The following is an 18949-nucleotide window of genomic DNA, read 5'->3' on the forward strand; positions in this document are numbered from 1 at the left end:
GATGCTCATCGAATTGATTTTTTCTTTAAAGAACTCAAACTTGTCGCAATTCTTTAATAGATCTTATAGCGCTCAACACTATCTCAGCTTAATGCTACGGGCTTAAAAAAGAGCTAATTTAAGTTGCATTACATTTATTATAGAAGGATACATGAGAATGATTAACTTATTGCTAAATTTACAGCTGCATTGTCACTTACTTTAACAGTCAAAGTGCCTATATTAAAGGGTTGTAAGCGCTTACTTGGTTTTAACCCATTAAAAATAAAGAATAATTAATTAGATTGCCGAAATGAACTGTTAGTGACACAGGTCACGTTATTGTGCTTTTGGACACTGTTTTTTAGCCATTTAGAGCGGATTCATACGAATAAACAGCTTATCACCCATCTTGCAAAGTAAGCGCTTACATTTGTTTTGTTTTAAGATCAAGGGCTATTTTATCAATTTGCCTTTATTGAAGTGACATGGCTCACAAAAGTAATTTGTTCACGCCTTTTTGAATTTTCAAAAAAGTGTTTCTCCGGTGCGGATCACATATTAACAGCAGCTAATCCCATATCATTTTGCACGGTGTAAAGGGGGGTACTTTTACTTCTTTAATAAAAAAAACACTTAATAATTAAACAAATAAGGAATATCAATGGAACTGAAAATAAAAAAATTAGCGCGTTTTACTATGCCGCTATTAGTCGCCGCTACACTGGTTGCATGTGGTAGTGATAATACGACTACTACTCCTCTTCCTGAGGGCGATTCTCCAGAGATGAATTACTTGCGTAAAGATGCAAGTTATGACGGTTGGGGACTACACGCATGGAATACACCTGATTGTGACGGTCTTGCTGATGACGCTGTAACAGCCTGGGACACGCCACTTTCCTTCGATTCTGTTGCTGCTAATGGTGCTATTTACAAAATTCCGATGAAAGAAGGTGGCACTTGTTTCAACTTTATTATGCATAAAGGCGATGAAAAAGAGCCTGGTGGCGATCGTCAGTGGGATATGTCCGTATTAGGCGACACGGTTTATATAGTACAAGGTAAAGCAGATATTTCAGCAACACCTCTAGCGCTTTCTGTTTATGAAGGTCAAAAAGGCGCATTAATTGATTCAACAACCGTTGCTTGGGACACGGGCAGTGCCGATTCTTTTGAAGTTCACTATTTAGCTGAGGGTGGATTCGAAGTTGATGACGCAACGGGACAAGAGACCTCGACTTCAGAAATGCTTGTTCTGACTAGTAAAGATATGCCAGCGGGCACCGCGAAACGTTATGATAATTATAAAGCTTTTGGTTTTGAACTTCCAGATGGAATGGATGAAGCAACATTAATTAGCGGTCAATTGGTGCTTGTTGCTAAAAATGCAGAAGGTAAAGTTATTGATGCGACAGGCATTCAGCTTGCACCTGCTTTAGACGCAGTATATGCAACTGGTGATACGGGCGCGCAAAATGAAATGCTTGGCGCGGTAGTAACGGGTGATTCAACGGTGTTTAGACTATGGGCGCCAACAGCTAAATCAGTGTCTCTATCTCTTTATAATGATGATCTGAGTGTATCTGGTGCCCCCGTTGCCATGACGCGTAAAGCGAATGGTACGTGGGAAACTGCCGATGTTGCTGGTGTGGTTGGTAAATATTACCGTTATACAGTTGAAGTATACCATGCAACCTTAGATAAGGTTGAAACACTCGAAGTAACAGACCCTTACTCTTTAAGCTTATCTGTTAACAGTAAGTACTCGCAAGTGGTTGATTTGGAAAATCAAGCTAAACCGAGTGGTTGGGATGATCAAAGTGTAACTGCCATTTCTGAGCCTGAGAAGTTGGTTATTTATGAAACTCATTTGCGTGATCTGACTTCTGCGCCTGGTGATGGTGGAACTGATGCGCTTGATGGAAAATATCTTGCGATTGAAGAAACTGAGCGTGCCAGTGTTAAGCAGTTAGCTTCACTTGCAGAGAATGGCATGAATCTCATTCACTTGATGAACCTGTTTGATATTGCAACGGTTGATGAAGCAGAATCAGTGGCTTTAACGGATACAGTTGGCGATCTATGTGCAATTAATACAGCTGCTGCTGTTTGTACTGGTGATCAAAGCCAAGTGCTTCAAGATCTGCTTGAAAGCTATGATCCAGCAACAGGCGCTGCACAAGCCTTAATGAATGATCTGCGTATGTACGATACATTCAACTGGGGTTATGATCCCTTCCACTACACTACACCTGAAGGCAGTTATGCAGTAGATGCTAAAGGTACCGCACGTATTGAAGAGTATCGTACTCTAATCATGAAGCTTCATGCGATGGGTTACCGCGTTGTTATGGATGTAGTTTATAACCATACAAATTCAGCTGGTATAGATGATAAGTCCGTATTGGATAAAATCGTCCCTGGATATTACCAGCGTCTAAATGCTTCTGGTTATATTGAGACGTCAACATGTTGTTCTAATACTGCAACAGAAAACATTATGATGGGTAAACTAATGACTGACTCATTAGTTACTTGGGCTAAAGAATACAAGATTGATGGTTTCCGTTTCGATTTAATGGGACATCAACCTAAACAGCTTATGGTTGACTCACTTGCTGCGGTTAAAGCCGTTGATGATGATACTTACTTCTATGGTGAAGGCTGGAACTTTGGTGAAGTAGCAGATAATGCGTTATTTGTACAAGCGACACAACAGAATATGGGCGGTACAGAGATTGGTACTTTCTCAGATCGTCTACGTGATGCAGTACGTGGTGGTGGTCCGTTTGATGGTGGTAATGATTTACGTGCAAACCAAGGTTTTGCCACTGCAGGTGTTTGGAATGAGCTGCAGACAGATGCCGCTGCTTCAACACTTAAGCTAAGAAAAGACGGTGATATCATCCGTTTAGGTATGGCGGGTAATTTAGCCAATTTTGTTCTACTTGATCAAGCTGGTGATACTAAGCGCGGCCAAGATGTTGATTATAACGGGCAAAAAGCAGGTTATACAACTGATCCACAAGAAAATATCTCTTATGTCTCTAAGCATGATAATCAAACGCTTTGGGATAACAACATGTATAAAGTTGACACAACCGTTAATTCTGCACAGCGTGCACAAATGCAAATACTTGCATTAAGTACCAACATGTTAGGACAAGGTGTGCCATTCTTCCATATGGGCTCTGAACTTTTACGCTCTAAATCAATGCAGCGTGATAGCTACGATTCGGGTGATTGGTTCAATACTGTTAACTACGATATGAGTAGTAATAACTGGAATGTGGGTTTACCACGTGAAGATAAAGATGGCACTAACTGGCCGTTAATCACAACCATCATTGCTGATCCTGAGGCTGCGCCTACAATCGCTGATATTGAATGGACAGATACGCGATTTAAAGAGTTGTTAAAAATCCGTACCAGTTCACCATTATTTAGCCTTGCAACTGCGGCTGAAGTTGAAGCGCGTGTTGATTTCCAAAACACAGGTACAGATTCAGTGGCGGGTGTTATTGTAATGAGCATTGACGATGGTACTTCTGCAGGTGCTGATTTAGATCCTGCTGTTGACGCGATTGTTACGGTCATTAATGCAACAAATCAAGAGCAAGTTATCCCTGTAACGGGCGCGACTGGTTTTGCACTACACGCTGATTTAGCTGAAGGAACTGCTACTTTTGCTGCTGGTAAATTTACCGTTCCTGCATTAACGACTGCTGTGTTTATTCAAGCGCAAGGTGATGCACAAGGTGCTGGTTTGCCTGTTGATAACAGTACTAAAGACTTAACTTCAATTCCTCCATTTGGCGATACTATTCCATTAATTCGTGGCGGCATGAATGAGTGGGGAACTACCGGTGCGATGACATTCACTAGCGCTGGTGTCTACAGTATGACGCAAACTTTAGAAGCAGGTACATACGAGTTTAAAGTGGCTGATGCTGACTGGGGTACTATTAATTACGGTACCGATGGTACATTAGTGTTAGGTGAAGCTTTAGCATTAGGTGGTGCTAATAATATTTCCCTTACATTAGCTGCTGATTCTGTAGTGACCTTTATGTTTAATGCAAGCGATATAGCTGCTCCAACACTGACAGTAACTGCGGAAGAAGTGGCTAGTTGTACTGAGCTTGCTGATAGTGCAGAAGTAGGTCCTTTAGGTGAGACTAGCATTGCTTTAATAGGTAATATCTCTGGTTGGAACTACGATACTTCTTTACAGTTTAGCTATAAAGGAGCAAATACTTACCAGGTTTTAGTTGCTGATACAGCGCTTACAGGTGCTGACGGTTTCAAAATGCGTGGTGATGCTGATTGGACAACACAGTTTAATGTGACTATGGCTGATGTTGCTGTCGCTGATGTTCAGACTAATGTTGAATATGACCTATCTGGTGCTGTAAATTTAGCAGACATCAACTTAGCTAATAACAACACAACATTGGATACCAGCGCAGGTAACTATATATATACAGTTACTTTTAATGACGGTGCTGACTTAAGTGCTGAAGCCGTACAAGGTACGTTTAGCATGTGTGAAGTTGCTGCTCAGTAAAATATAGAGTTAACAACTATTGACAAAATCGGCGTCTTGTGCGCCGATTTTTTTTACCTGAAATAGTTGTTTTTTCTTTGGCTAGTCTCTTTTTTTGTATTATTTATTCACAAGGATGTAATTTTGACTCCCTTCCAAAGCATATTCAAATTTGTATTTAGCGGTTTACTTCTTTCCTCTTTACTCGCCTGTGGTGGTGGTGGTGGTGGTGGTGGTGCCTCTGTGATTGTTGCGGAGATTTCATCAAGCCAATTAATGAGCAAATATTCGGGCCGTACTGAAGCCGCTCAATTAACCGAAGATGAACTCTACCCAGTATTAAGTTATTTGTTTAAGGGCGACGTTACAGGCCTTACTGCAATGAAAGATAAGCGCTTAGCAACGTTAGCTTCAATTAAAACAACATTTCAAACACGTAACAAAGCGGCGAATAGTAACAATAAAGTGAAACAAACTATTGCCTGTGTAGATGGTGGAAAACTGACTGTCACAGAAAACATGAGAGAGCCGGGTTTAGGTCAAGCATCATATCGTTATGATCAGTGCGTTGAGGGGGGCATTACCTTTTCGGGCTCTATTTTTTATGATTTGCTTACTTGGGGGGAAGGTGAGGTAGGAGAATTTAATATCGTTTATGATAACTATACGGAACAATATGTTGCTGATTATAGAACATTAACCGGTACTCTCGCCTTTACTGGAGGAGGTAGTTGCCTGCAGACAACGACATCTAATATCCTGCTTGAAACAAACAAAGTGAGTACACTCGATGTTGATTTAAAATCTCAGGTGTTTACCTGTGTGGAGAATTATGGAGAAACACCAGAGCAAAATATAAGCGGTCAAGTTTATTTCTCAAATATGGGCTATCTGAACATTAAGACAGAGACTCCAATTAAGCTAAATGAGGATAAGCAATTAACAGCAGGTAAATTACGCCTTAGTAATGCGCTAAGCAGTATGACGCTTGAAACTAAGACAACTTATACTTATGACAAAATTTCGCTTACGACAATATCTGCTAATTATAATAATGATGAAAATATAGACCGCGAAATTTCTGTGCCGTCATGGTATTTAATGGACACAAAATACAGTGATTTAGCTGATGACGATCATGACGGACTGCTTAATCATTGGGAGATAGATCACGGCTTAGATGAAACGCTTTCAAATGAGAATAGTGACAGTGATAAAGATGGTTTTCTTGATTATTATGAATATTTAGCCAATACAGATCCGTTGGATATTTACACCTACCCTCACTTTTCAATAGAGTTTGTATCTACTTTCGACCCTGGTTATTATGTTAATGAGACTGTTGAAATCCCATTAACATTAAAAATTGAGAATAACGATGGCTTAGCGACATTAATGAAAAACACGCGATTAACGATGCCTTTAACTCCAGAGCATAGCTGGTCTGTGCTTGATAACGCTTCTGGTTGCCGTATTTTAAATAATGATGAAAGAGATCAGCCTGTTTTAAGTTGTAATAACATAAATTTATCCACCACCGATTATTCTGAGACATTTTCGCTTGCCACCCTACAAGTTACTTTAAACGATGCCACACAGATTAAATTGCAGGCAAAGCTTGAAACCGATATTCCCTATAACGATGATTACTTAACTCTTGAGTTAACCCCTAATCGCAGTGATTTGGCTTCTCGTGTACAAGCTGCTTCTTTAGGCCTTGTTAAGGACGATATTGTAGATAATATTGAATATTCCTTTGTTGTAAAGGCGGATCCGCAAGGTCGACCTGTTAATGCAACAGTTAATGTTTTCGGGAAAGTAACTACTAACGAAGCGGGCATATTTATTAATGGGGTAGATAGCAACGATAACTATGGGGTAAGATGCACTTTTAGCGATCTTGATTTTAGTTGTTATAACATATCAATTTACGCTAACTCTGAATTCATATTAGGTTTTACAAAACCTGTCGATTATGGTCATCTAGATTTAGAATTTACGACTGAAACGATTTACACGCCTGACTTATCGCAATCAAAAAAAACAACGGGAAGTATTTCTATTGGCCAGAATATGAGTGCTTTAAAAGCGCAAATAGATGCGACAGAAGAAAATAAAATAACTGTTATCCCAGGTATCTATATTGGTAATATCGCTTTAGATCGCGAATTAAGTTTAAAAGGAGAAGATAAAGTTGAACTTTGGCTGACATCTAATGATGGAAATGGCGCATTTAAATCAACTCAGCGTTTAGACTTTGATGGTTTTGATGTTTATATAAATAATGGCAGTAACTTTACTATTGCAGAAGGTATATTTAGTCATAATAGATTTGAAATACAACCACTTACATATCTTCAATATTTAGTGAATTCTGATAAGGGATTACACTTCATCGCAAATGAAGTGAGTCAAAATGAGACATACGGTTCAAGTTATCTGCTTAAGTCAGCAGGCAGGGCATTTGTTGCTAATAATTTGTTTGTAGCTCCGCCCCTTTCAAATTGTAAACTTTGGCAAAGTTCTTATGATATTGAAAGTGGTGAATACGGTTCTCTTAATTTAATAAATAATACTATTGTTAATTTATCGTCCCTTGTCTCTTTTGCCGTTAACACTGCAAATGGTAGTAATAATCTTATAATAAATGCGGATGCGTCATACTGCGACAATGTTTTAAACGGATTGTCATTAACAAACAGTATATTACCTGCATGTCTTTCTGAAACATCTGGAAAGGGGAATATATTTACAGATAACGCCGGAGTCGATTCTGCAAATGGCTACCGCCTCTTTTCTGACTCAGTTGCAATTGATGCTGGTCTGAATTTGAGTGACCAATTAACAGATGACTTAGAAGGAAATCGTAGGGCTGTTGATGGTGCCTTTGATATTGGTGCTTATGAGTATCAATATTAATTAAATTTTTTGAGCAACTGTTTGTGGGCCTCAATATGACAGTGGCTGATATTGTTGTTAAATAACCTCAATTCTGGATAAGCTAAACGATACAGTACCGTTATTTACGCGTATTTCTGCGTTAAATCATCTGCCAATAACCAGTTATTGCTGCGATGATTCGCCTTGAACTACGCAAAACTAACAGCACTGTATAATATGTTTTTTAACTTGTTGATATTTAATCTTATTTCGCTTCCATTATCCAGAACTGAGGTTAAATAGTTTTACAGGCATAAAAAAACCACATTAGATAATGTGGTTTTCATGTCTCATTGCACTCACAAAGTGGTAACTATTTAATCAGGTAATACTGCATTGTGGTAAATGTTTTGCACATCATCACTGTCTTCTAACATCTCAATAAATTTTTCGAATTTTTCGACATGTTCAGCGGCTATATCAGTATCGGTTTGCGCTACAAAGGTGATCTCTTCAACATCGAGTTCAAGATCTGGATTAGCATCAGTGAGTGCCGTTTTTGCTTTATAAAACTCAGTGTGTGGGCAAAATACGGTGATATTGCCTTCTTCACTTTCAACATCAGTCACATCAACGTCAGCCATGATTAATGTTTCTAAAACATCTTCTTCATCTGAGCCTTTAAATACAAATACAGCTTGATGCTCAAACATGTGGGCAACGGTACCCTGAGAACCAATTTTAGCGCCTGTTTTCATAAAACAGTTACGCACATCGGTCCAAGTACGTTTATTATTGTCGGTTAGACAGTCAACAATAACTGAGCAGCCACCAGGGCCAAAACCTTCATAAGTGGCGCGTTCATAATCTTCACCGCCGCCGCCTTTGGCTTTTTCGATTGCACGTTCAATTACGTGTGTAGGTACTTGATCTTTTTTTGCTCCATCAATTAAACGACGTAAAGAGAGGTTCCCATCGGGGTCGAAACCACCACTCTTAGCACAAACGTAAATCTCTTTACCATACTTCGAATAAACTTTAGTTTTAGCGCCCGCAGTTTTCGCCATAGACTCTTTGCGGTTTTGATATGCTCTTCCCATCTAATTAGACTCTTTTGTTGGTCATAACATTACTAAGATATAGCATTGTTATGGATTAAAAATATTGGTTAGAATTTTACCTTGTAAATGTGTCTGTACGCTAGTGCGGAATTAATAAATATTGAACTTGATGATAAATTGTCCGCTATAATCAATATTCGTTCGATAGTTAAACAAGGTAAAGGTATTAATGCACAATAAAATAGCTGAAATTTTTAAACAATTGAATAGTGTTTTATTGGGAAAGGAAGAGCAGACTAAATTAGCGTTGGTTTGTTTGCTTGCGGATGGGCATCTGTTAATTGAAGATCTACCTGGTATGGGAAAAACAACGCTTGCATCGGCTTTAGCAAAAACACTTGGCCTTGATTACCAACGTGTGCAATTTACCAGTGATATGTTACCCGCAGATATTCTCGGTGTATCCATATTTGATAGCAGTAAGCAGCAATTTAAGTTTCATAAGGGGCCCATTTTTTGTCAGGTATTATTAGCAGATGAAATAAATCGTGCCAGTCCTAAAACACAAAGCGCATTGTTAGAGGCGATGGAAGAAAGACAGATATCATTGGACAGTGAAACCCATCTATTGCCAACACCCTTTTTTGTGATCGCCACACAAAACCCTTTAGATCAAGCGGGCACTTTTCCTTTACCCGAGTCTCAATTAGACCGATTTATGATGCGCATTGAACTTGGCTTTCCTAATATGGAGGCTGAATTACAGATGCTAAAAGGACCTATTTTTGCATCTAACAAACGCCGAATTGAAGCTATTATAAATATTGAAGAGCTGTTGATGATGCAAGCTGCTGTCGATAGAATTCAAGCTAATGAGTCGGTGTTAAATTATCTTTTACGCCTAATCCATGAAAGTCGTTATAGCGGTATTTCAGCTAACCCACTATCACCTCGCTGCAGTAAAATATTACTGCAAGCAGCCAAAGCGATGGCGTTCATTGAGCAAAGAGATTATCTCATTCCTGAAGATATTCAGGCTGTCTTTGTTGCCGTGACAGATCACCGTTTAGCAGGGCAGGATGGCTATAAGCAAGGGAATAAAGCGCTTAGTCAAACATTACTCGACAGTGTTGATCCGCTTGGTTAATTGATGAAAATATATTGCAAACTTACCGCGCCGTTAAAAAGACTAATTGATCGACGTTTCCAGCGTTGGTTAACTGCGCGCATGCCTGCGCAAAACAGTTTTATTTTAAATCATCGCAATATCTTTATTTTCCCCTCTAAGTTTGGTCGGCATTTTTTATTGCTCTGTTTTATTTTGTTTTTGCTGGGCACTAACTACCAAAATAATTTGATTTTGTTTGTGCTGTTTTTTCTGTGCAGTTTTATGGTCACTTGTTTATTTCTAAGTTATCAAAATATTGCACATATAACCCTGACTGCAACTCCGGTTACCCCTCAATTTGCTGGCTCTGATTGCGTTTTCTGTTTGCGTATGGCGAAAAAAAGCAATCTTGGTCAGGAGATGAGTATCTATTTTCAGAAAAAAAGTTCAGGGCTGCAATCGTTAATAAGTGAAGAACAAGTGCTAGTTTATGGATTATCCAAAAAAAGAGGTTGGTTTAATCCGGGGAGAGTCACCATAGCATCAACATTTCCTTTTGGTTTATTTACGGTGTGGACGTTTCTTGATTTTGACTTGCGCGCTTTATTGTACCCTCAGCCTCAGAAAAATAAGCAACCGCTTGTTAGTTTATCCACACGGCAAAGCACTCAAGGTATAACAAATACAGCGCTTGGTGTTGATCAATTTTCTATGCTGAAAAATTATCAAGCGGGTGAGTCTTTAAAATCCGTGGCATGGAAACAGTTGGCACAAGGTAGGGGGTGGTTTAGTAAGCAATTTGAACAAGATCAAGGTGGTGATGTACTCTTAGATTTGGCCTTATATGGAAATTTAGATTTAGAAAAAAAACTCAGTTTACTTAGCTACCAGATAATAGAACTAGATAAGCGGCATCTTAGTTATACCTTAAAACTTGGTGCTACAACGTTTGTCGCTGAACACGGTTTACAACATAAAACGCGGTGTTTAAAAGCGTTGGCTCTGTATGGGTTAAGAGAATGAAAGAGTTTCTTAATCGCTTCAGTTTATCGCTTATTATCATTACCTATATTGGCGTGGTGACGGCGTTATTTGATCACCTAAATCCCGCTTTAATTATTTTTGGTCTGCTGTGCGCTAGTTATCGTGTACTTAATTTTTATGGCCGTTTACGCTTGATGTCAACGTTACTTTTGAGTTTGACTGCAATACTCAGCAGCATAGTGATTATTTTACTGGTTTATCAGCAGGGTATCTTTAATGTGATGTTGCATCTCATTATGCTCGGTTTTAGCTTGAAGTTTTTGGAACTGAAATCTATTCGCGATGTACATTTCTTTGTAAATACAGGTGTTGTATTAATCGCTCTATTTTTTATTTTTAATTTCTCGATTTTGATGGCGATTGTTGGTGTTTTTCTCATCCTATTATTATTAGCTATACTGCTAAGCATTCATGGATCAAGCTTAATTCGCAGCCGCTTTATTAAATTATTACTTAAAAGTAGCTTAATCAGTTTACCACTCGCTCTGGTACTGTTTGTTGTAATTCCTCGTTTTCCCACATTATGGAAAATGCCGTTACAAAAACATGCTACGACGGGCTTAAGTGATCGAGTGAGTCCGGGCGAAATTGCACAGTTAAGTCGCTCTAGTGAATTAGCCTTTCGAGCTTCATTTTCACAGCAACCGGTAATTGAAAGTGAACGTTATTGGCGAGTGATGATATTAGACGCGTTTGACGGGCAAACTTGGTCACAAAGTAGCGCCAAGAAAGATCAGGAGCGAGCCGCTAAGCAAGGGCAAGGAAAGCCCTTAATACTCAGCTCCCCAAAAAGTAATTATGATGTCATTGTTGAGCCTCACTATAATTACTGGATTCCAGCTTTGGATTATGCAGAGCAAAGTTTACACACTGTTAGCTTAAGCGATTATGCATTGCGGACAGTCGACCCGGTGGTTAAAAGAGCGCTTTTTAGTGTTAATTTATATCACCAGGTTAATCCACAACCGCTAACGAAAATAGAAACAAAGCAACTGACCAATACGCCATTAAAAGGGAATCTTAAAACCCAGAACTGGATCGACGTCAACCTAAAAGAGGGGCTTAATAAGCAGCAGATTCTTAAGCAACTGCTTAATAAGTTTGCAACAGACAATTTTCGTTACACACTCAACCCCCCACCACTGGGTATTGACCAAGTTGATGATTTTATCTTTGCAACACAAGCTGGATTTTGTGTGCATTACGCCAGTGCTTATCTTTATGTTGCACGCCGTTTAGGCGTACCTGCACGTATGGTGACGGGGTATCTGGGGGGAGAGTGGCAAGCTGAAGATAATTTCATGTCGATTCGCCAGTATGATGCACATGCATGGGTTGAAATTTGGCAAGAAGATCGCTGGCTTAGGGTAGACCCGACAGCATATGTTGCCCCTGAACGTGTTGAATTGGGGTTACAACAAAGCTTATCAGACAGTAATGAATTTTTAGCAGATGAGTATTTATCGTTGCAGAGGTGGCGAAATGTTGAGCTGCTAAATCAACTACGAACAAAACTGGCGCAGGTAGATTATTTATGGGCAACTTGGGTTATTAATTATGATAATCACAAACAGCTACGTTTGCTGCAGTCTTGGTTTGGTGAGCTGCAATGGTTAAACTTGCTTTATGCGGGATTAATGATGCTCTGCCTGGCGTTTATTATTCTTGTTTTACTGATATTTAAACCTTGGGCTAGAGATAATTTAAGTGTTGCCGATAAGTGCTATCTGCAATTACAGCGTTATTACTCAAAAAAAGGAGTATTTCGTAGGAAAGGACAAACTATCACCGAGTTTTGCAAACAAGTCAGTTTACAGTCTAATCTGCCTGCCGCACAGTTTGAAAATTTTGTTTGCAAATACAATAGCTTAAAATATGATATGACTTTACCCGCTAGTGAACGTAAAAAGCAGCTTAAACAATTACATTTTATTTGCAGACAATTGCAGAAGGGTTGATAAGTTAACAACAATTTATTTTAGGTAAGGCTCAGCTAATAATTTGTTGTTTTTCACACTGACTTTTGTCGGACCATAAGAGCGGGCTGCACGAAAGCTATCACGGCCGATAGAGATTGCAACATCACTATATAACCCCTTTTGAGTAATAACTTTGGCATTCTCGAAATATAGCTGTAACTCAACGAGATTTTTTTCCTGCTCACTTTTGAGAATGAGCAGCTGTTTTTTCACCTCTTCCTTGGTAAGCATTAAGCGAGCATCTAAAACCTGCTTTTTCTCGGAAAGGGGTAGTTGATCAATTTTTCGTTGCGCAACAATGAGACTTTGTAATTTTTCTTGCTCTTGAATAAGCGTGTTATTAAGTTGCTTTTTACTGTCCATTAGTTTCGGATAGAAACCGACAAGATCAATTACTGTTTTGCTGCCGGCACTTGCCCCTAGCGTGACAGTATTCACCCCTTTATTGCTAGATAAGAAACCACCTAATATAGTCCCTTTTATGCCCGCCTCATCTTGAACATTAATGCCCCCTCCAGAAATCACGTGACAGTGTAATAATTGTGTCTGGATATTCACATCTAGTCCCGCATTGATTTTTGAGTATTGACTGAAATTTGCAATGACAGCGCCTTGGCAATTGATCTCACAAGAGAAATCTTGACTGCCGAACTCTACTTTATGACCTAAAATCCCTTTTCCAACAATTAAATCACCGCCACAATTAACCTGTGCTGAGTCAATAAAACCGGACACGCTAATGTCTCCCGTCGCGGATACTTTCATACCATCACAAATATCACCTTCAATAACAACGCAGCCTTTATAATTAATATTTCCGTAACTGACATCAACACTTTTTACTAACAAGACATCATCTACTAGCATGCTGTTGTTCAATGCCTTGGGGATACCTGAAATGCTGGCAATAAGCAGATTTGGATCTGTGGCACAAAGTTCGGTATTGACGCCGGCTTCTAGAGAAAAGTCTTTTCCTGGGGTATGCTTAACGATTTTACCGGTCACATCTATTCCTGAAGAACCTTCGCTATAGGGAATTTTCCGCATTAGTTCACTACCAGGATCGACGGTAATTAATTTTCCCAGATTACGCATATCGACACGACCATCTTCTTTTTCTTGAGGTTTTAACAACCGTTCTCTAGGGGTTTCAACTAACCGTTTAAAAATTGCATCCTTTCCATTAACTGGCTGCTTTCCTTTCGCTATAGTTGCTTGGTAGATGGCGCCGGGTTTTGCTTGTTGTGATTTTTCGAGTAGTAATGTTAATGCCTTACCATTTATTCCTTGGCTTATTTTTAGTTTCGCCATCGCCGTTTGTAATTGTTCAGAGGTGATCGCTAATCCTCCATAAGCGGAGATTATTTTCGCTTTAGCAACCATTTTAAGCGGATCAAATTCGATGCTTAACTGTGCATCTAATCTATCAGCGATGGCAATTGATTTAAGTTCCGCTGTTTGCTCACTCTCATGCGCCATGTCTTGAAAGTTTTGAACGGCTTCTTTGATCCCCGTGAGGTTGAGCTTTAGATTGGCATAATCAGACTGCTGGAAAACGGCGAACAAATTATCCGCTGTCACTTCATTATTAACGGCTTTCATCATGAGTAATAACTGCTTGTTATCAGTCGATAAGCGTAGCATATTAGTTGAAAGTGATTGCTTATTTACCATGTTATTTATTCTTATTATTCTGATGAGCAAAGGTCGAATGTAACTCTAATATAATCATTAACTTTACCCATTCAGAGAATAAATGATGGACGGCTAATGTGATTCATTAAAGTGGCAACTTGTATTATTAGCTCGCTGATTAAGAAAGTTCTAATCTTGACGTTATCGTGAAAAAATATCCCTGTTAACTCTTAATCGCAGATATAAAGCTATTTTATAAACTAATTGAAAAGGGATAAATTATCTTACTTTTTAATTAAAAAACTGCCGAGAATAACATTCTAAGCAGCTTAATATGTTGAAAGTAACCTTCTATCACAATTTTATTGATTGCTAAGAATCATGTTCTCAGCGCGAAAACAATTGTCCGATTTCAGTTTGCTTTAATATTGTTTAGGGTTACAATTTAACTGTCTATTTAAACAGTTGATGGGCGTTGGAGAAATATGTCATTTAATAAACCCATACAGGCAGCAAAAGATATAGACGGCGTGCGCAGGTCGGCTCTTTGGCATTTGGGACGCCGTGATCATAGCGAAAAAGAGTTACGTGAAAAAATTGCTCGAAAAAGTAATAATCAGGATTGGATTGAAAGAGTTATAGGTGAGTGTCTTGCTAATAACTATTTAAATGATAGCCGATTTCTAGATAACTTTATTCGTGCATCGCAAAATAGAGGCTGGGGGGCTACCCGTATTAAACGTGATTTACAGCGAAAAGGGATTGATGCTAATAATATAGACGATTATTTTACTGATGATCAATGTGATTATATTACCGCTGCAGTGACACTTTTAGCGGGTAAATATCGTAAACGCATTGCAAACCAAAGTATGAAGCAAAAAGCGATGGCTTTTCTGCAGGGGAAAGGGCATTCGTTTGATGATATATTTAAAGCCATTGAAGTGCATAATGAGAAATATATTGAAGAGGATTGTGACGGTTTGAATGAAGCGATTACGCTGCTATTTCGTAAATTTAAAACGGCAATTGTAGAACGCAAAGCACAGGATAAAGCGCTGCGTCTATTGATTTCCAGAGGGCATAGCTTTGCTGATGCAGCGGATGCAATCAAAGCCTTTAATGGGAAAATTAATGTCGATATTTAAAAAGCTTATATTTATCGTAAAATTTGGGTCGTCACTAAAATAAATTTCAGGATAGATTCATGGCCAAAGTGAAAACAAAAATATCATATCTCTGTAGTGACTGTGGTGCTGATTATAGTAAATGGCAGGGGCAGTGTGGGGAATGCAAAGCGTGGAATAGCATTACTGAATTTAGGGAAGCATCGAGTACCTCTAAATCTGTTAATGCAGCCATAAATCGTAATAAAGACAGTGGTTATGCGGGCGTATTAAGCAGTGGTGTACAGCGAATTTCTGCTGTTCAAGTTGAAAATGCGGCTCGTGTAACAACCGGGTTGACGGAGCTTGACCGTGTCCTCGGAGGTGGTATAACGCTTGGCTCAGTCGTGCTTATCAGTGGTGATCCCGGCTCTGGTAAAACGACCTTGTTGACGAAGGTTGCCGAGGTAATGTCACATGCCATGCCAACTCTCTACGTGACTGCAGAAGAAAGCTTAAGCCAATGGGCTAAACGTGGCATTGAACGTTTAAAACTGAACTTTAATGAAGCTAACTTTTTATTATCCGATACGGATAGCGTTGAAGATATCGTTGATCAGTGCATCACTAATAATATTAAATTTTTAATTGCCGATTCCATTCAAGCATTTGAATCAAGCTCTGTTGACGGTTCTGCGGGTGGCGTCACACAAGTAAAGACCTGTGCGAAAATATTAAATAGATTATGTAAGCAGCACGGAATTACCTTAATTCTGGTTGGTCAGGTCAATAAAAACTCGCAAATGGCTGGGCCACAAACATTAAAGCATATTATTGATACCGCGATTCATATTGAAGTAAATGATGCGTCAGTGAGAATATTACGTGCTGATAAGAACCGCTTTGGTGATACCGAGCAAGTCGGCATTTTTCAGATGACTGAAAAAGGGATGCGCTCTGTGGATAATCCGAGCCGACTTTTTCTATCTGGTAGTGAAGAGCACTTTGAAGGCTCGGCTATTTCAGTGATCAAAGACGGTGCTCGAAATCTGCTTATTGAGATTCAAGCCTTAGCAACCGAAGTGGAAGGTGAAAAATCTATTCGCAACTGTATCGGGGTTTCCTATAGCCGTTTATCACTTATAACTGCAGTATTAAAAAAGCATGGCGGTATCCCCACCTATTACGATATTAATATCAGTTTAGTTGGCGGACTGAAAATGTCCGATTCAGAAACATCGACGGATATGGCTGTGACAGCGGCATTGCTCAGCTCCATTAACTCCAAACCGCTGCCGGAAGATTCGGTATTTATTGGCGAATTGGCACTGACTGGGGAATTACGGCAAATACCGCAAATTGTACCGCGTGTGCGTGAGGCGTTAAGCCATGGTAAAAAGCAGATTTATATTCCCGCGGTTGCTTATCATAAGTCGATGCAGCAATTTGTAAAAGCCGATCAGTCGATTCATCCATTGAAAAATGTAAAAGAATTGATTGCTGCATTAAATTAGTTCGCGGTTACTGATTAAGTTAAGTTGCGTTGCGTTAATTAGTTCGGAAAATGCGCTCTAAACTTATCAAGTTATGCGTAATTTTACTGCCCTGTGGGACTCTGCTAGAAACCAGTATTGCGCTGCCGCATTTCATAAGGGAAGTGCTATTAAAGATGCTAAATGCCTGCATTGACATCTGCAGATAGAGGATTACCACCGTTAATCACTCGCAATACCTCATGCAGTGCCTTATATTGGTGCCCGAAAGCATCTCTCTGGACGTCTCATGTGGACATGTAAGAGGCGACTTTGCAGTTGCTGTAGTTAAAACGATTCCCTCGCTATTTTTATTTCGCCGTTTTATCCGTTTAACTTGAGTCAATCGTTGTTTCCGTGAAATTTTTGTTACTTTTAGATTCTCTTTTGTATTATCTTATTGTTATATATTGGTATTAATAAGTTAAAAGGACAATAAATGACACTAGATGGAGGGCTTGCTGAAAGTAAAAAATTGTTGGTGAAATTCCGTATGGAGCCTGGCTCTTTGGGGCCTAATGGCAGCGATTATATAAAGGAGTTTTGTGAGTTTGCACAACAACAATTACAAGCCTGTGCGAGTACGAACATCATTTGGTCAATTGAGCCCCGATTAGATAAAACCTTAACAGAGATGGAATTTTATATACTATCAAAAAAATTACCTCGAAGTAAGGCGGAGCAATACTTAACCATCTTTGGCCAAAATTTAGATGATTTTGAAGAGCAACTTGCTGATAATCTCGAGAGCCTTATCAATCAGTACTTTGGCCGATAAATTTTCATAAAATGCAACCCCATTAGCAATAATGGTATTATCAGTATGATAATGAAAGCAACCATGATGACATTATGTTAAAAAAAATAAAGGTAACACAATTATGTAAAGGGATGTATATCAACGACTTAAACTGTGGTTGGTTGGACCATCCTTTTACACTTAACCGTTTTAAAGTAGACAATGAAACGGCTATTCGCAGAATTATTGCCGCAGGTGTAAAGGTGGTCGAAATTGACACCGAGAAAGGCGATGATGTTTTTATTGAAGAACTAAAAACACAGCAAGTTCCTTTTGAGAACGTGTTAAGTGCGGCGTTATCTAAAAAAATAACTGCGCAGCAAGAGCTTGGCCGAGCAAGAGTCGCTTATGCAGAAGCGGGACAATTTATTACTGAAATGATGGCTAACGTAAAAATGGGGCAACATGTTGAATTAGAAAAAGTGACACCGGTGATCAACAAAATGAGTGTGTCCATTTTGCGTAACCCGAATGCTTTATTAGGGTTGTCACGTATCCGTTTAATGGATAAATATACTTTTGAGCACTCCGTTGGCTTCTCTGTGTTAATGATGGTTTTTGCTAAAAGCATGGGATTATCGCTTACTGTGATTAAACAGGTTGGTATGGGCGGTTTGCTTCATGATATAGGTAAAACACTCACGCCCAGCCATATTCTCAATAAACCCGGGAAATTAACTGAGCAAGAATTTGTAGTGATGAAAAAGCATGTTGTTGGCAGCCGTATTATTTTAGAGAAAAGCCAAGGGTTTTCTAAAATAGCAATGGAAATTGTTGCACAGCACCATGAAAAGTTTGATGGCAAGGGTTATCCTTTGGGTTTAAAAGGCGAGCAAATTAGTCTTTATGGGCAAATGGCGGCTATTGTTGATGTCTATGATGCACTAACAGCGGATCGCTGTTATCACAAAGGGAGCGAGCCATCAGAAGTGTTGAGATTAATGCTAAAATGGCGCGGCAGCCACTTTAATCCTGAGTTGGTCAATAAATTTATTCAATCCGTGGGTATCTATCCAGTGGGAAGTTTGGTTTTGTTAAGTAACGATTATTTGGCCAAGGTAGTTGAGATCGATGGCAATATGCTTAAACCTCAAGTCGAATTAATCCTCAATAGCAAAAAACGCTGTTATGTACCCCGTAAAATCATCAACTTATCCGATCATCCTGATATTAAAATATTAACTATTGAATCTCACGCGAAGTGGAATGTACAACAGTAACGCGCCATTTTTAAAATAACGAAGGTGACTCCTTGCTGTGATTTCTTATTATACCCA

At 39.1% G+C, this 18949-nt stretch carries 11 protein-coding genes; 9 read left to right on the forward strand and 2 right to left on the reverse strand.

Annotation, left to right across the window (positions count from 1 at the left end):
- Positions 1 to 643: 643 nt before the first annotated feature.
- Positions 644 to 4549: a pullulanase-type alpha-1,6-glucosidase gene (pulA, locus tag KSO91_RS06315; RefSeq protein ID WP_238742114.1), complete on the forward strand. Its 3906-nt coding sequence runs from the start codon at positions 644 to 646 to the stop codon at positions 4547 to 4549.
- A 123-nt stretch (positions 4550 to 4672) separates the two neighbouring features.
- Positions 4673 to 7447, forward strand: coding sequence for a choice-of-anchor Q domain-containing protein (locus KSO91_RS06320; RefSeq protein WP_238742115.1), 2775 nt, complete (start codon positions 4673 to 4675; stop codon positions 7445 to 7447).
- 338 nt (positions 7448 to 7785) lie between these two features.
- On the opposite strand, the gene KSO91_RS06325 is transcribed toward KSO91_RS06320, so the two are convergent.
- Complete coding sequence (locus KSO91_RS06325; protein ID WP_238742116.1) at positions 7786 to 8508, reverse strand: YebC/PmpR family DNA-binding transcriptional regulator; 723 nt, start codon at positions 8506 to 8508, stop codon at positions 7786 to 7788.
- 190 nt (positions 8509 to 8698) lie between these two features.
- Here KSO91_RS06325 and KSO91_RS06330 point away from each other — a divergent pair, with 190 nt between their 5' ends.
- The 3 genes from KSO91_RS06330 to KSO91_RS06340 are packed head-to-tail and all read left to right on the forward strand — an operon-like array spanning position 8699 to position 12579.
- Positions 8699 to 9616 (forward strand): AAA family ATPase, encoded by a 918-nt coding sequence (locus tag KSO91_RS06330; protein ID WP_238742117.1) that lies wholly within the window; start codon positions 8699 to 8701, stop codon positions 9614 to 9616.
- 3 nt (positions 9617 to 9619) lie between these two features.
- Positions 9620 to 10600 (forward strand): DUF58 domain-containing protein, encoded by a 981-nt coding sequence (locus KSO91_RS06335; RefSeq protein WP_238742118.1) that lies wholly within the window; start codon positions 9620 to 9622, stop codon positions 10598 to 10600.
- Complete coding sequence (locus KSO91_RS06340; protein WP_238742119.1) at positions 10597 to 12579, forward strand: transglutaminase TgpA family protein; 1983 nt, start codon at positions 10597 to 10599, stop codon at positions 12577 to 12579. Before KSO91_RS06335 ends, KSO91_RS06340 begins: the two co-directional genes overlap by 4 nt.
- Positions 12580 to 12594: 15 nt before the next feature.
- Here the strand turns inward: KSO91_RS06340 and KSO91_RS06345 are convergent, their stop codons facing one another.
- Positions 12595 to 14274, reverse strand: a complete 1680-nt coding sequence (locus KSO91_RS06345) for a DUF342 domain-containing protein (RefSeq protein WP_238742120.1) — start codon at positions 14272 to 14274, stop codon at positions 12595 to 12597.
- A 446-nt stretch (positions 14275 to 14720) separates the two neighbouring features.
- Here KSO91_RS06345 and KSO91_RS06350 point away from each other — a divergent pair, with 446 nt between their 5' ends.
- The 4 genes from KSO91_RS06350 (at position 14721) to KSO91_RS06365 (ending at position 18892) form a co-directional block, all read left to right on the forward strand.
- Entirely contained in the window at positions 14721 to 15383 is a 663-nt protein-coding gene (locus KSO91_RS06350) for a regulatory protein RecX (protein ID WP_238742121.1), read from the forward strand.
- Positions 15384 to 15442: 59 nt separating this feature from the next.
- Entirely contained in the window at positions 15443 to 16855 is a 1413-nt protein-coding gene (radA, locus tag KSO91_RS06355) for a DNA repair protein RadA (protein WP_238742122.1), read from the forward strand.
- A 457-nt stretch (positions 16856 to 17312) separates the two neighbouring features.
- Positions 17313 to 17651, forward strand: coding sequence for a hypothetical protein (locus tag KSO91_RS06360; protein ID WP_238742123.1), 339 nt, complete (start codon positions 17313 to 17315; stop codon positions 17649 to 17651).
- Positions 17652 to 17725: 74 nt separating this feature from the next.
- Complete coding sequence (locus KSO91_RS06365; protein WP_238742124.1) at positions 17726 to 18892, forward strand: HD-GYP domain-containing protein; 1167 nt, start codon at positions 17726 to 17728, stop codon at positions 18890 to 18892.
- Positions 18893 to 18949 lie beyond the last annotated feature (57 nt).

The organism is Psychromonas antarctica (genome assembly GCF_022267535.1).
Taxonomy (GTDB): Bacteria; Pseudomonadota; Gammaproteobacteria; order Enterobacterales; family Psychromonadaceae; genus Psychromonas; species Psychromonas antarctica.